Here is a 13,956-nt window from a genome sequence, read left to right as displayed (position 1 = left end):
CTTGCCACTTGCCGGCTCCCACTAGACACGAAGAACGGACTTGCCGTCAAGCCAAAGGCCGCCCGGGGGTCGCCGGCCCGGCGGAAGCGCCTTGGGCCGGCCGTCGCCTGGCCACGTACCTCTGCAGGATGAGTTTGGCAGGATGGGAGGGGCAGGTGGCCGTTCGAGGACCCCACCGCACTGGTCGCCCCAATCCCGGTCTCGTCATAGTTGGCCCGCTCCGAAGCTGACTCCTCCCCCCCACGGGAAACGCCGGCCGTCCTTACCCCGTGCCGCCTTCTCCCGTGAAGGGGCGTCCGGCGGCCACGCGCCGCGACGCCGGGGGAGGAGCCGTTGACTCCCGGCAGGTGATTGCCTAGAATGCGTGGCATGCCGGTAACCATTGATGAAATCGCCGAAAGGCTCGGCCCCATCGTCAAGGCCCTCGGGGCGGAGCGGGCCATCGTCTTCGGCTCCTTGGCACGGGGCACCCAGGACCAGCATTCGGACCTCGACCTCCTCATCATCGATGATGAGGACCTGCCGTACCTCCGCCGGCTGGACAAGTACTTCACCGCCATCAGCTCCGTTTTCCCCATGCCGGTGGAGCTGTTCATCTACCGGCGGCAGGAGCTCGAGGGGATGCGCGAGGGGGCCTTCCTCGCCAAGGCCCTGGCCGAAGGGATCACCGTCTATGAGTCTTGAGAAATACCGTCATGACGCCCACCGTTGGCTCGCCCAGGCGGAAGCGGACCTCCGTGCCGCGCAATCCTCAACCCAGGCGGGCAGTCATGAATGGGCCTGTTTTCAGGCCCAACAGGCTGGCGAAAAGACGCTCAAGGCCTTCTGGCTGTACCATGGAGTCGATCCCTGGGGACACTCCCTTCTGCGTCTCGTGGAGGATTTTCCCCATCTGGACCGGCGCGATTCCATCCTGCGGCCCCTGGTTGAAAAGGCCCGCTGTCTCGACAAGCTGTATATCCCCACCCGCTATCCCAACGGCCTTCCCGACTTGGCCCCGTTCCAGGTGTACGCGGAAGAAGACGCTCAACAGGGCATCCGTGCAGCCCTCGGCATCCTCCACGCCATCCGTCCGCTTCTTGCCCCCGTGCCGTCGTCCAACAATCCGGCAATCCGCTCTTCCTGATGCGTGACCGGGCGGCCCACCGCAGTCCGGACGGGAGGGGCTCCCCGGCGTGAGCAGGCCTGGGGCCCGGCAGCACTGCGGCCAGGCATGAGGTGCGGCGGCGGGACGGTGCGGCTAGCGGCTGTCCAGGGTGTTGCGGACGGCCTGGCTCAGGGTTGCGGGGGTGAAGGGCTTGTTGAGGATGAAGGTGTCTTTGTCCACCAGGGCATGCAACGCCGGGGTCTCCTCGGCATAGCCGGACATGAACAGGAGCTTCACGCCCGGGAACTGGGCCAGCATCTGCTGGGCCAGCTGGGCGCCCCCCATCCGGGGCATGACCACATCGGTGAGGAGCAGGTGGATGGTCCCCTGATGCTCCCGGGCCAACCGGAGCGCCTGCTCGCCGTCATCGGCTTCCAGCACCGTGTAGCCCAGCCGGGTCAGCACCATCTGGGTCAGGCTGCGCAGGGTCTTTTCGTCCTCGGCCACCAGAATGGTCTCGTTGCCCCGGGGCATCTCACCACCCGTCTCCCGGGCCTCGGCCGCCACCTCCCGGCACCGGGGCAGCAGGATCACAAACGTGCTCCCCTTGCCCACCGCACTCTCCACCGTGACGGCGCCGTCGTGCTGCCGGACGATGCCGTAGACGGTAGACAGCCCAAGACCGGTCCCCTTCCCTGTCTCTTTGGTCGTAAAAAACGGCTCGAAGATGCGATCCAGGATCTGGGGCGACATCCCGCAGCCGGTGTCGGTCATGGTCAGGGTGACATAGTCGCCGGCCTGCACCCCGTGATACCGGCGGGCCAGCTGCTCATCCAGCCGGACGTTGGCCGTGCTGATGGCCAGCGTGCCGCCCTCCGGCATGGCATCCCGGGCGTTCACCGCCAGATTGAGGAGGATCTGATTCATCTGGGTGAAGTCGGCCTTGACCTCCCACAACGGGTCTGCCAGCACCAGGCGCATGACGATGTCTTCACCGATCAGCCGCCCCAGCATCTTCTGGTTGGTGGCAATCACGTCGTTGAGGTTGAGCACGGTGCGGGAGACCAGCTGCTTGCGGCTGAAGGCCAGGAGCTGGCTCACCAGGTCGGCGGCCCTCTTCCCGGAGGAAAGAATGACCTCGAAGAACTCGTGCACCGGGTCTTCCCGGCCGAGCTTCATGAGACCGAGCTCGGCGTAGCCGTTGATGGCGCACAGGATGTTGTTGAAGTCGTGCGCCACCCCACCGGCCAGGCGGCCGACGGACTCCAGCTTCTGGGACTCGTGGAGCTGGCTCAGCAGGCGCTGCTTGTCCTCCTCGGCCCGGGCCCGCTCGATGATTCCGGCCAGGGTGCTGGCCACGGTGTCCAGGGTCTGGAGCTCGTCCGGGCTGGTGGTGCCGGCAGGGTCCAGATACAGGGAAAGAACGCCCAGCAAACGGTCGCCGGACCGGATGGGCGCGCACCAGTGGGCGTGCGGCGCGGCATCCATGAGCCGGATCTCGTGGCGGGCGTCGTGGCAGCTCAGCATCTCGGTCCTGCCGGAGACCGCTGCCTTGCCGCAGACGCAGGTGCCGAAGGGCACCCGCCGGCAGACCTCCTTCTGTCTGGGGTCAAGGCCGATCTCCGCCTTCATGACCAGAGCACTTGCCCCATCCTCGTCCGGCAGAAAGATGGCCCCCTGCTGGCGGAGACCGAGGCCCGGCAGGGACAGGATGACCGCCAGGGCCTGGCTGAGCTGCTCCTCCAGGGGAAGAGGGGCAAGGGAGACCTGCAGCAGCTGGTTGATGATGCCCTGGGCGCGGGCGGCCCGGTCGAGCTTGCCGGCGGTCTCCTCCAGGGCCGCGGTGCGCTCCGCCACCAGCTCCTCCAACCGCTGGCGGTAGGCGGCCAGCTCCAGCTCCTCGGCCTGGCGGCGGACGGCGCTGGCGATGGTCATGGGCAGCACCTTCAGGTAGTTGCCCTGGGGGTCCTTTTCGAGAAAATCAAAAGCCCCCATCTTCATGGCGCGGATGGCGATCTCCACGTCCCCGGCGCCGGTCACCACGATGATGGGCGCTCCGCCCGCCCGCTCAAAAAGGTCGAAGGCCGTGCCATCGGCAAGCCGGTAGTCGAGCACCAGCGCGGCAAAGGTCTCCGCAGCCAGCATCTCTTCGGCCTGCTGCCGGGTGCCGGCCATCTTGTACCCGTACGGGAAATCCCCCCGGCCGGCGGCCCGGGTGATGGCCATGCGGTCCACGGCATCGTCCTCCACAAAGAGGACCGTCTTCGGCTGCTCGGCCATCATCGTTCTAGTCTCCATTCGGGGGAAGCTCACTCAAGGTCCAGTAGCGGTCAATGGCCCGGACGACCTCGACCAGCTGGTCGTACTCGGCAGGCTTCAGCATGTAGCCGGCCGCGCCGAGGCCAAAGCTGTCCAACCGGTCCTGCTCGTCCGGGGAAGAGGTCATGACAATGACCGGAATGCGACGCAGATCGCGGTCAGTCTTGAGGTGGCGCAGCAGCTCAAGGCCGCCCATGCGCGGCATATTGAGGTCCAGGAGCACCATGCAGGGCCTTTCGCAGGCCGGGTCCCGCAGCAGGGCCAGGGCCTCCTCGCCGGTGCCGGCGCGCTGCAGGCGGTTGGGGATCCCCAGCTCCCGGAAGGCCCGCTGGAGGGTCATGGCGTCCACCCGGTCGTCTTCCACCAGGAGTACCGGTTTTTTGGATCGAGGCATCGGCTCTTCTCAATGCGCGGGGGCGCTTTTCGGCAGGGTGAACAGGAAGGCGGCGCCTTGGCCTGCCTCGGATTCCACCCGGATCGTGCCGCCGTGCAGCTCCACGATCTTCTTGGCGATGGCCAGGCCGACCCCGGTGCTCTCCTGCTCATCCCGGGAGGCCAGCGTCTGGAAGATCTGAAAGATCTTGTCGTGGTAGCGCGGGTCGATCCCGGGGCCGTTGTCGCGCACGGCAAACTCCCAGGCGTCCTCCAGGCTGGCGGCCGAGACTCGCACCTCCCCTTCCGGCCGGCCCATGTGCCTGACCGCATTGCTCAAAAGGTTCTGGAACACCTGGGCGATGCGGGTCGGCTCGCCGGGCACAACGGGCAAGGGGTCGTTGGCGATGATGGTGATGCCCGGCGGCGGATGGACCACCTCGATGGCCTCCCGCACCACCTGCGCCGTATCCACCGGTTGCCGCTCCTCCCGGACTCGGCCCACCCGGGAGTACTGGAGGATGCCGTCGATGAGCGCATGCATGCGCCGCACCCGGCTGACCAGAAGCCCCAGCTGCTCCCGGCCGTGGTCGCCCAGCACCCGGGCGTAGTCGGTGGCGATCCAGGAGGCCAGCTGGTTGATGGCCCGGAGCGGCGCTTTGAGGTCGTGGGACACGACGTAGGCAAAGTCCCGCAGCTCGCTGTTGGCCGCTTCCAGCTCCTGGGTGCGCTGGCGGACCCGCTCTTCCAGCTCCAGGTTGAGGTCCCGGATCTGCCTTTCCGCCTGCACCCGGGCCGTGACGTCCTGGGCCAGGAGCAGATAGCCGGAATTGAGCCCCGAGGCGTCGGACACCGTGGTGAGCCGCAGCTCCAGGATGCGCTCCTGGCCCCCGGCCCGCACCGCGGCGGTGTGGAGCCGCTCCTCCCCGGCGGCCAGGGTAGCGGCGCCGGCGAACACCTCGGCCAGCGGGCCAGGCGCCGCCTGCGGGATGGCCCGGCCGATGGCCTCCCGGGCCTGGCCGCCAAAGAGCTGCTCGGCCATGGAATTGAAGTACTTGATTCGGAGCCCGGTGTCGGTGGCCACCACCGCCATGGCCGGGGAATGGAGCAGGGTGTCCAGGTAGACGGTCTTCTCCTGCAGCAGCTCCGCCGCCTGCCGCTGCAGCCGCTGGCGGGAAGCAATGATCTCCTGGAAGAAGAGGTCGAAGCGGCGCTCCAGGATATGGAGCTGGTCGCCACCGGAGACCTCCTCCGGCAGGGCGGCGCCCAAGAGCTCCTGCGAGACGTGGGCGATCCGCCCGGTGAGCCGCTGGATCTCCCGGGTCATCCAGAGCATGATGCCGGAAAAGGCGAGGATGAGGGCGCAGGCCATGCTTCCCCGCAGCAGGCGCTCCGCCTCCCGCATGGACTGGCTCATGGTGGCCAGCTCGTTGCGCGAGATGAGGGAAGCAAACTGGAGAGCCAGGTCGGAGCCGCCCCAGTCGAAATGGTGGCGGGAGGTGAGCACATAGTCGCCTTTGAGATCCGCCAGCAAGGTGCCGGCCGGGATGTCATCCGGCGCGTTGCTGGCGACGACCACATTCCGCTCCGGGTCCAGCAGGGCCACGGTGTGGGCGCTGGTGCCTTGTTGCGAGGCCAGAAGAAAGCCTTCGTCCAGGGGGGTGGCCAAAAGGAGCGTGACCGGGCTGCTGCCATCCGGGGGCTGATACCCCTGCCCGGCCAGCAGATAGGGGACGCCGTCGAGGGTGGTGAGAAAGCTTTGCCCCTGACTGAGCTGGAGGAGCCGGCCACTTGGCGGGAGCAGCTCCCGGGGCAGCGACTCGGAGCGGGCCTGGTAGATCTCCCGCACCGTGCCGCCTGCATCCAGCAGCAGAGCGGTGCGGATGACCGTGAAATGCCGCATGACCGCGTTGTCCGGCAGCCAGGACGGGACCTCCTCATGGACCAGCACCTGCTGCCGGTGGGAACGGAAGCCGGCCGCATCGATGAGGTAATCGCTAAACGCCTGCCGGGAGACGCACAGCTCCGCCATCTCCGCGTGGGATATCATGTACCTGTCGAACCGGATCCGGTCCTCCCGTGCCTGGTCACCGATGAGCTCCGCCAGCTGCCGATCGGAGATCTCGCGGATCCGCCGCATCTGGAAGGTGTCCAGGACGCCCCAGATGACGAGGCCAACCAGAAAGGTGAGCGCAAGCATCTTGGGGGTCAGCGGGATGCGCCGGAGCAGGGCGCTGGCCGGAGACCGGACGGTCATGGCGTCTCGGCCGGCTCACCGACCAGCTCTTCCCCGTGGAAGCGCCACCCGGCTTCCCGCAGCCAGCGGCTCGCCACGAGCCCGTACTGGTCAGGGTCGAGCCGGGCAAAATCCTCGACGATGAAGGCGGCCAGCTGGCCGGCACGGGCATTGGCCACCCCGGGACCGTCCCAGGTGGTGATGGTGTAGGTCCGGTAGAAGGGGTAGCGGAGGGTGGCCAGGGCCCGGGAGTCGTTGGGCCGCAGCCCGCCGATGGCCAGCGGCCGCACCGGCGGGTATTTCTTCCGGTTGCGCTCCACCATGGTCAAGACCTCCCAGCCGATGGCGTTGCGGGACCGCGCCACCTCCCCCACCATGTCCGGGATGGAGCCCACCTCGAAGGCTGTGGCCGCAAACTGCCCCTTGTGATCCAGAAGCAGCCGCCAGTGTCCGGGCCGCTTCGGGCAGTGCAGCCGGGTGATGAGCTTGATGGGCCAGTCCGGCCCCTTGGCGCCGGCCGGCGTGGTCAGCTCGGACCAGCGCTGGATCCGGCCCTGGAAGATCCGGCGCAGCTGGTCGGCGGAGACGTCTTCCACCGGATTCTCCGGATGGACGATGAAGGCGATGCCGACGATGCCCACGGTGTGGAACCGGAGGCCGGGCAGCCGGTCCTCCTGGCCGGCCGGGCAGCAGAAGCCCCCCATGTCCGCGGTCTTCTTGGCCAGCATACCGGCAGCGATGCTGCAGGTGCCCTCCTGCAGATGGATCGCCAGGTGGTGCTCCCGGCCGAACCGGGTGATCTGCGGCCAGAGGGTGTGGTAGATATCCTGGTCCATGTTGATGACCAGATCGGCGCCCGCATCCCATGGCTCGTAGGCGATCGGCCTGGCCACCCAGTCTTCCGGCATGGCCAGGCGGTCGTCCGGGTCGGAGAAGGCCGGGCCGCGCAGGCCGGCCGGGGATGTTTCGGCCAGGGCCAGTGCCGTGACCAGGAGCACAAGGAGGCTCGCGGCACCGGCCAGGCCGATGCGGCGGCAGCGGGGATCAGGGAGCGGCTGCATGGCGGAGGCCTCCTGCGGGGGCGGCCGGCGGCCCGGGATCGGCATCGCTGCCAGCGCCGCCTGCCGGCGCGTGTAATCAGGCCCGATCCATGCCAAGGCCACCGGTGTGCCCAGCATATGGACCATAGCCGAGGCCGACCGTCAGGGCAAGATCCGCAAGGGAAAAAAGCCGCAGAAAACGGCTGAGCGAACTAAGGATTCACCACGAGTTCCCCCGAAGTGGAGTGCACTTCCAGCCAGCCGCAGGGGGGCTCTGTCGCGACCAGCCGGGAGGGCTGGGGCTCATGGCTACCGCAGCCCCAGGGGCGTGATGGCGCCGTCCCCCTGCCGCTTGCCCAGGCGGATCGGCCGGGGCGGGCCCTTGCCGGGAAGCGTCACCTCCACCCACAGCTCCTCGCCCGGCGGCAGCCGCGAGGGATCCGGGACGTGCTCGGGGATGAAGAAGGCCACCGGCTGCTCCAGGACCGCCAGCCTCTGGCCCTGCCGCTCCTGGAACCGCAGCCGCGGCGTGCCGGCATCCCGCTCCCGCCCCTCGGGCAGGATCTCGGCGGAGAGCCGGCCGTCCTCGACCAGGAGCCGCACCGGCTGGGAGGACGGCCGCGGCCGTCCGGGAGACGGCTCCGGGATGCCCCGGGGCTCCACCACCAGCCGCAGGCTGACGTAGCGGCCGCGGATGGGCAGGTCCGGATCGACCGGCGCGGTCAGGGCCCAGCCCCGGGGCCGGGTGGCCCGATCGTAAAGAAGCTTCACGCCCAGGGAAGCCACCAGACCCAGGTGCACCACCGCGATCACCACCCCTTTCACCCAGGGCTTCATGGCTGCACCCTCCCCACCCGGGCCAGGAGCCGGCGCCGGACCTTCTCCAGGAGCCAGCCGCCGAGGACGAACAGGAGTCCCAGGCCGATAAGACTGCTGGCGCGGCCCAGCTTGTCCATCACCGTCGAGAAATAGTAGGCGATGACGGTGAGGGCAAAGCCGGCCACGCCCAGGTTGATCCGCTCCCGGTGCTCCTCGGCGAGGCCCCAGGCGATGAGCGCCAGGCCGCCCAGGGCCCAGAGGGCGTAGGGCCCCAGGTCCTGCCAGCCGCTGCCCATGGTCCATCGGGTTTGGCCCAGGGCCAAGACCCACAGGGCAGCGACCCCGTTGAGCCACGCCGCCCGCCGCCGCAGCCCAAAGGCCGCCAGGAGCGGCAAGGCCACCGCCAGGGTCCGGCCCAGCCCTGCCGGGCCCTCCCAGGCCGGGGCCGATCGCGGCACCTCGGCCGCGATCAGGGGCACCGCCGTGGCCAGAGGCAGGAGCGTCAGGGCACCGATCACCATGAGGGCCCGGCGCACCGGGGTCGTCCGGTCCGGCTGCAGGGCGGTCAGGTAGGTGATGGCCAGGAGCAGCAGCCCCTCCACCAGGATCCGGATGCTCACCTCCTGGTCCCCCACCGCCTCCAGCCACTCGCCGCCCAGCCAGGCCGGGGTGAGCAAGGCGGCCAGCGCCGCCTGCGGCCAGTCCCGCAACAGGGCCCAGCCGATCCCGGCGCCCAGGGCCCAGGCCATGATCCCGGCCGGCCAGTGCTCCTGGAGATGGAAGATCTGGCCAGCCAGAAAGATGCCGGCCCCCAGGCAGACGGTGCCCACCGCGTGCAACGTGGTGGCCAGGGCCGGGAACCCCTGGGCAAGGGCGGCGGCCCCCAGGTGGAACACGGCCACCAGGCCGAGAACCAGCCCAAAGCGCTCGCCCGGCGACAGCCGGTCCCAGTGAGCGGCCACGAAGAGCAGCACGCCGGCCGCCAGGAGCAGCCCGCCCAGGCTGACCGCCAGGAGCACCGGCCAGCGCAGCCCCCCGGCCCGCTCCTCCCGGGCCTCCAAGGCCCGGATCCGCTCGGCGGTGACCGGGTCGATGAGCCCGGCATTCGTCCAGCGGTCAAGATAACGTTGCCATCGTGCCGGCATGGGCGTGCTCCTCCCCTGGCTCAAGCTCATACTGCGCGTCAATCGAAACTCCAACGACCCACCTGCGCCCTTGTCAGTCAGTGTGGCCGTGGCGGCGCGATCATCAATCGGACTCCACACGACACCAGATTGAGGCAAGAGCGCGGTGGGATACCAGGCCGCCCCAGCCAGGTACCTGTGCAAGGCACCCGAGCCAGGAAGATCCGGGACAAGCGCGGAGCATCCTGCTCACGGCGTGGCTCGCCTGCCTGCTCGCGAGACGAGAGGATAGCGATGCGGCTCTCGGATGGAGCTTATGGTCAGATCGATGTCGAGGTCAGGCCAGCGGAAGTGGCCTGAACAGGGCTGTTCGACGTGCAAGACCGCGGAGACAGTGGCGTCCCGAAACCAGGGAAACTCTTCGAAGGACAGGAACAGCTCCTCGTCGTGAGTCAGAAGCCAGAGACCATGGCGGGAGATGTTGGTGACCTCAACCGCCGAAGTGTCGATGCCAAGCGCTTGTGATTGCATCTTGGTGCTCCTTGTCCCTCAAAAGGCGATCCGGCAGCCGGCGGTGCAGTAGGCAAACCGGTCCGGCATGGCCGCGGACAGTCTTTTCGTTCCCTCAAAGCCCGTGCAGTGGATGGGAACGAGCCTTTCGATATCGAGCCGCTGCAGCTCTTCGATGGTCCGGTCGATCTTGGCCTCACCCGGCCCGATCAGGTGGAAGCCGCCGAGAACGAAGGCGATCTTCGTGATGCCGGTGATCTTCATGGCATGCTTGATGGTGTTGACAATTCCCGCATGGCTGCAGCCGGCCACGATCACCAGCCCGTTCCGGGAATGGATGATCACCGCCTGATCGTCCCAGATCCGGTCCGTTTCTTCTCCCCCCTCCTTGCGGATCCGGAAGGAGGGTAGCTCCTCCCACTCGTGCACCCGTTCGATCTCGCCGGTGGTTATGACCCCTGCCGCCAGGACCACCGGCTCCCGGTGGCACTGGAGGCGGTGGCCGGCCGATGGCCTGGGGCCGGTAAGATCGATGCTCACCCCGGCCTTGGGCACCAGGAACCGCTGGCAGAAGGCATCGGGATGGGCGATGACCGTACCCCGCACCGCATCGAGTCCGCCGGTGTGATCGTAATGGCCGTGGGAGAGGAAGACCAGATCGAGGTCCTCGGCCGCAAGCCCCAACTGGCTCAGGTTGTGCCGGAGGGCAATCCCGGTGGAGCCGGTATCCACCAGGATCTTCTTGTCCCCGGCCTCGATCAGGGCGGCAAATCCGTGTTCGGCCAGAAAGGGGGTCGAAGGCTTCGAAAGGCGCTGGACAAAGGCGCTGTCCGGCACCAGCTCCATGACGGAGTTGTCCACCAGCACGGTTACCGCCCCGCTGGTCTGAGGAAGATTGTGGACCATGGGCTCTGCTCCTGGTGACGGGGTGGTGTTGGTCAAAAAGGTTGCGGCGCCCTGCGTCTCTGCCACCGCCGGTGGGCGCCCTTCACCGCAGGGAGGCCCGGGCTCCTGGAGGCCGGAACAGCACATGGGCCAGGGCGCATTCCACGTTTGTCCCGAAAACGGATAAACCTGCCAGGGGTATACTCCGGAGCCATGGCTCCGATGCCGTCAGGGGCGGGGTTCATCCCCGCCCGTCACCACGCCGGGATCCTCCCCCGAGTCCAGCCAGATTCTCTGTCCATGGGTGCCCGCTCCACAACAAGGCGCTCCAGCTGCCCCGGACAAACACGGGATGCTCCCCTTACCGTCACCCCGGTGAAAACCGGGGTCCAGAAAGCCGCATGAAAGCTGGATTCCGGCCTGCGCGGGAATGACGCTGACGGCTTCCGTCAACAGCATTGGGGGGCGCTGGCGATGGCAAACCATGCATCAGAATTCCCCTGGAAGCCAATGCAGATCATCGGCAAATCCGTGACATTCAATTTGGGGATGAAGCGGGCGTCGTCCGGTACCCTGATCGAGGACAAATCCTCGCTTGGCGCCGATATCCGGCAAGGTGTCAGCAAAACGTCTGACCTCCCGCGATTGCTCCATCGCCCCGCACTTGATCTCGATGGCAACAAGCTCGCTGCCGCGGTCGATCACCAAGTCAGCCTCGGCCCCCGCGGCGGTTCTCCAGAAAAAAAACTGCGAATGGGGACGGATCACCTTTTCCCGCCTCACGATCTCTTCCATGACGAACCCTTCCCAGCTCCGGCCAAGTGCCGGATGATGCAGCAACTCTTCATGGGTTGAGATGTTGAGAAGGTGGTGCAGCAGACCGCTGTCCCGCAAGTACACCTTGGGGCTTTTCGTAAGTCGTTTGCCAATGTTCCGGAAATACGGTGCAACCCGTCGGACCAGGAAAGTCTGCTCCAGGATCTCAATATAATGGGACACCGTACTGTGAGATATTCCCAGGGATGCACCGAGGTCCGACATGTTGAGAAGACCTCCATGCATGTGCGCCATCATGGTCAGCAACCGGCGCAGCAGGACCGGTTGCGGACGAAGGCCCAGTTGTGGCAGGTCCCGTTCCACATAAGTACGAAGATAGGACTCCCACCAGGCGCGGAAATCACCCTTCGCCGCATCCGGGAAACCTCCCCGGAGCCAAAGGGTTCGCCAATCCAGAATCGGCTCCGTTCCGGATGTCTCGCTGGCGCACAGCGGGTCGAGATCAAGAACACCGACGCGGCCGGCGAGAGATTCGGAAACAGCCCGAACCAGAGATGGCTGCGCGGAGCCGAGGATGCAGAACCGCCCCATCCGGTTGCGCTCCTGGTCAATCAGCCCTCTGAGCGTAGGGAAAAGGGACGGGACCTGTTGTGCTTCGTCAAGTATCAGTGGCCCTGGCCCCCGGCTTTCAATCTGGTAACGCGGCTGGTCCTGAAAGAGCTGCTGGGTGAAAGGCTCTTCAAGATCGGCATAGACGGCATCGGGGAGAAATTGCCGCGCCAGGGTGGTTTTCCCCACCTGCCGGGCACCGAGAATGGTGACGGCGGGGAAATGCTGCCAGAGACGTTCAAGAAGCTGCAAGGCGGATCGTTGCCACATGGCTTGCATGTTGAACGATAATCTTTCAAATTGCAAGTCCCCGTGCCATGTCGAACCCGACCGCCCGGGGCTTCGATCATGCCGACCTGGGGCCGTGCGCCACGGGCCTCTCGGCCGTTGTCCCCTCCCGCCTGATGCCACCCCGGAGGCTATGCCATCCAGAACCGGCCCCAGGCCCCCTGCCTGATTCCTGCCTCAGAACACCGACGCCGAAGCATTGCCCATAATGCACGCTCCGGGCCAGTGCCGCGGCTTACTTGAACAATGGATTGAAGGCGACCCTGCGGGTCGAATCAATCCTTACTGGTTAGCCCTTTTTCAAGCATACTACAATGCTATTGCTTCTTCTCTTTTTCAAGTATCTCCAGCATATCTTCGCGAAGAGCGTCGGTCTTATTCTCTACAACGTCCCAAACCACATCATAGTCAACTCCGAAATAGTCATGAATGAGCCGATCTCTCATGCCAGCGATGGCCTTCCATTTAACTGTTGGATATCTCGCTTTCAGCTCATTGGGCACTTTCTTTGAAGCTTCTCCGATTATTTCGATACTTCGCACAAAAGCGCGTTGCAATGTGGAATCGTGAAGAAATTCATTTTTGCTCACTCCTCGCTTTTTGTCTATCAGGTATTCGACTTCATCGATTATGTGACGAAGATATTCAAGCGGCGATAGCGGCATACTCAACCTCTTTAAGAATATAGGGGCCAAGATAAGGGCTAAGAGATTCGATCGTTACTAGTTCAATTTTGTGTTCTAAGATCTCCTCCAGAAAAAAGGATAACTCCATGAAGTTGTCGAACGTTTTTTGCTCTGGCACGAATTCAACCAGAATATCAATGTCGCTCTCAGGATGCTGCTCCCCTCTTACAAAGGAACCAAACAGCCCAATTCTTCTAACACCGAGTGCTGTTAAGCGAGGATGCTGCTGGCAAAGAATACTGAACACGTCTTGTTTGGTATTGATCATAGTATGTATACCCCCTTGTGAACATGAGTCATGTGCCGGGCTAACGGGTAACCTGACCGCGCCAATAAGCTTCCGGCGCAGCGCAGCCGCCGTTCCCGCGGTCAGGTTGACCCGCTTGTTATCTGGTGCTTTTTTTCTTCCTGCCACCTTCACGCTGTTGCGGTTCAGGAACGCCGTCACCGGGTGAAACAATAGTGGTAATATTTGCCCCGGAATCTTTTAGTTTTTCTCGAATAACAGAAGCTAGTGTTCTCTGAGATTCTTTTGCCTCTTTTGCGGCATCTGCAATTAAATCTCCAGAGATAGTCCCTCCTTCAGGAGCCATGATTATTGTACTAAGATCATACGCGGCATCTTCCCGATTATCTGTTGGGGTTGAATGATCGACAATAAATTCAAGACCTTCTTCGCTGCCCATTAATTCCTGCATGCCAGAACCGGGGCCGTAACTGTGTACCGCAAAATCTTTATGTTTTGAATATAACTCAATATCGAAAAGATCGTCTTTGTGAAAAGGGATGTGGAAGTCGCTATAACGAATAAAGGACTGGCCATTCAATTTCATTTGCATATGATAGTGAGGGTAGTTGCCAGACTTGGTTGTCATGTGCCCTTCAAGGTCTGATTGGCTGCACGAAAAAGACCAAGCTAGATGCTTATGCTTTGCTGTAAAGTCAATTAACTTACCGCCAGGATGCTCTTCTTGTATGTCATTTATGTTTTGCATTGGTTTGTCTATTGATGCGACGGGTGCATTACGCGTTTGTCTCCGACGAGAACAATTCCTAACAGGTCCAAACAAAATGGTGTTTTGTAGAAATTTCTTCATGGCACACCCCACTTGGGGGTTGCGTTCAGATCGCCGGTGGTGTAGTCTTGCCTGGCAAGGAGGCAAGACATGGAGCAACCTCTCGTCATCCGGGGCCGGGCCATCGG

14 protein-coding genes and 1 pseudogene are annotated in these 13,956 nt (G+C 64.6%); 2 read left to right on the top strand and 13 right to left on the bottom strand.

Annotated elements, in window-relative coordinates; genetic code table 11:
• Positions 1 to 369 precede the first annotated feature (369 nt).
• Together AB1634_15935 and AB1634_15930 are read left to right on the top strand one after the other, a co-directional pair.
• Positions 370 to 684, top strand: a complete 315-nt coding sequence (locus AB1634_15935) for a nucleotidyltransferase domain-containing protein (protein MEW6221003.1) — start codon at positions 370 to 372, stop codon at positions 682 to 684.
• Positions 674 to 1,126, top strand: a complete 453-nt coding sequence (locus AB1634_15930) for a HEPN domain-containing protein (GenBank protein MEW6221002.1) — start codon at positions 674 to 676, stop codon at positions 1,124 to 1,126. Before AB1634_15935 ends, AB1634_15930 begins: the two co-directional genes overlap by 11 nt.
• Positions 1,127 to 1,240: 114 nt before the next feature.
• On the opposite strand, the gene AB1634_15925 is transcribed toward AB1634_15930, so the two are convergent.
• The 13 genes and pseudogenes from AB1634_15925 to AB1634_15865 form a co-directional block, all read right to left on the bottom strand.
• Positions 1,241 to 3,370: a response regulator gene (locus AB1634_15925; protein ID MEW6221001.1), complete on the bottom strand. Its 2,130-nt coding sequence runs from the start codon at positions 3,368 to 3,370 to the stop codon at positions 1,241 to 1,243.
• Between the two features lie 4 nt (positions 3,371 to 3,374).
• A complete protein-coding gene (locus AB1634_15920; GenBank protein MEW6221000.1) occupies positions 3,375 to 3,800 on the bottom strand; it encodes a response regulator in 426 nt (141 codons plus the stop codon).
• Between the two features lie 9 nt (positions 3,801 to 3,809).
• Entirely contained in the window at positions 3,810 to 6,035 is a 2,226-nt protein-coding gene (locus AB1634_15915) for an ATP-binding protein (protein MEW6220999.1), read from the bottom strand.
• On the bottom strand, positions 6,032 to 7,075 hold the full coding sequence (locus AB1634_15910; protein MEW6220998.1) for a substrate-binding domain-containing protein: 1,044 nt from the start codon (positions 7,073 to 7,075) through the stop codon (positions 6,032 to 6,034). The genes AB1634_15915 and AB1634_15910 overlap by 4 nt, the downstream gene beginning before the upstream one ends.
• Positions 7,076 to 7,363: 288 nt before the next feature.
• Positions 7,364 to 7,891, bottom strand: a complete 528-nt coding sequence (locus AB1634_15905) for a hypothetical protein (protein MEW6220997.1) — start codon at positions 7,889 to 7,891, stop codon at positions 7,364 to 7,366.
• Entirely contained in the window at positions 7,888 to 9,018 is a 1,131-nt protein-coding gene (locus AB1634_15900; GenBank protein ID MEW6220996.1) for a DUF2157 domain-containing protein, read from the bottom strand. Before AB1634_15900 ends, AB1634_15905 begins: the two co-directional genes overlap by 4 nt.
• A gap of 33 nt (positions 9,019 to 9,051) precedes the next feature.
• Positions 9,052 to 9,201 (bottom strand): annotated as a pseudogene (locus tag AB1634_15895) (DUF6544 family protein).
• Between the two features lie 45 nt (positions 9,202 to 9,246).
• Positions 9,247 to 9,528, bottom strand: coding sequence for a DUF2442 domain-containing protein (locus AB1634_15890; GenBank protein MEW6220995.1), 282 nt, complete (start codon positions 9,526 to 9,528; stop codon positions 9,247 to 9,249).
• 18 nt (positions 9,529 to 9,546) lie between these two features.
• A complete protein-coding gene (locus tag AB1634_15885) occupies positions 9,547 to 10,413 on the bottom strand; it encodes an MBL fold metallo-hydrolase (GenBank protein ID MEW6220994.1) in 867 nt (288 codons plus the stop codon).
• Positions 10,414 to 10,881: 468 nt separating this feature from the next.
• Positions 10,882 to 12,084 carry an ATP-binding protein gene (locus AB1634_15880; protein ID MEW6220993.1) on the bottom strand — a complete coding sequence of 401 codons (1,203 nt, stop codon included), beginning with the start codon at positions 12,082 to 12,084 and terminating at the stop codon, positions 10,882 to 10,884.
• A 299-nt stretch (positions 12,085 to 12,383) separates the two neighbouring features.
• Entirely contained in the window at positions 12,384 to 12,731 is a 348-nt protein-coding gene (locus AB1634_15875) for a HepT-like ribonuclease domain-containing protein (protein MEW6220992.1), read from the bottom strand.
• Positions 12,712 to 13,173, bottom strand: a complete 462-nt coding sequence (locus AB1634_15870; GenBank protein ID MEW6220991.1) for a nucleotidyltransferase domain-containing protein — start codon at positions 13,171 to 13,173, stop codon at positions 12,712 to 12,714. The genes AB1634_15875 and AB1634_15870 overlap by 20 nt, the downstream gene beginning before the upstream one ends.
• The coding region (locus AB1634_15865; GenBank protein MEW6220990.1) for a hypothetical protein at positions 13,139 to 13,956 on the bottom strand (818 nt) is incomplete at its 5' end. The genes AB1634_15870 and AB1634_15865, both read right to left, overlap by 35 nt.

The sequence above is a fragment of the Thermodesulfobacteriota bacterium genome (genome assembly GCA_040755095.1).
Lineage (GTDB): Bacteria > Desulfobacterota > Desulfobulbia > Desulfobulbales > JBFMBH01 > JBFMBH01.
The sequence above is the reverse complement of the archived record's forward strand: the minus strand, read 5'-3'. Positions and strand labels throughout refer to the sequence as shown.

Coding starts and splice junctions, on each gene's coding strand:
- AB1634_15935 (MEW6221003.1), top strand. CDS start 370: ATGCCGGTAACCATTGATGAAATCGCCGAAAGGCTCGGCCCCATCGTC.
- AB1634_15930 (MEW6221002.1), top strand. CDS start 674: ATGAGTCTTGAGAAATACCGTCATGACGCCCACCGTTGGCTCGCCCAG.
- AB1634_15925 (MEW6221001.1), bottom strand. CDS start 3,370: ATGATGGCCGAGCAGCCGAAGACGGTCCTCTTTGTGGAGGACGATGCC.
- AB1634_15920 (MEW6221000.1), bottom strand. CDS start 3,800: ATGCCTCGATCCAAAAAACCGGTACTCCTGGTGGAAGACGACCGGGTG.
- AB1634_15915 (MEW6220999.1), bottom strand. CDS start 6,035: ATGACCGTCCGGTCTCCGGCCAGCGCCCTGCTCCGGCGCATCCCGCTG.
- AB1634_15910 (MEW6220998.1), bottom strand. CDS start 7,075: ATGCAGCCGCTCCCTGATCCCCGCTGCCGCCGCATCGGCCTGGCCGGT.
- AB1634_15905 (MEW6220997.1), bottom strand. CDS start 7,891: ATGAAGCCCTGGGTGAAAGGGGTGGTGATCGCGGTGGTGCACCTGGGT.
- AB1634_15900 (MEW6220996.1), bottom strand. CDS start 9,018: ATGCCGGCACGATGGCAACGTTATCTTGACCGCTGGACGAATGCCGGG.
- AB1634_15890 (MEW6220995.1), bottom strand. CDS start 9,528: ATGCAATCACAAGCGCTTGGCATCGACACTTCGGCGGTTGAGGTCACC.
- AB1634_15885 (MEW6220994.1), bottom strand. CDS start 10,413: ATGGTCCACAATCTTCCTCAGACCAGCGGGGCGGTAACCGTGCTGGTG.
- AB1634_15875 (MEW6220992.1), bottom strand. CDS start 12,731: ATGCCGCTATCGCCGCTTGAATATCTTCGTCACATAATCGATGAAGTC.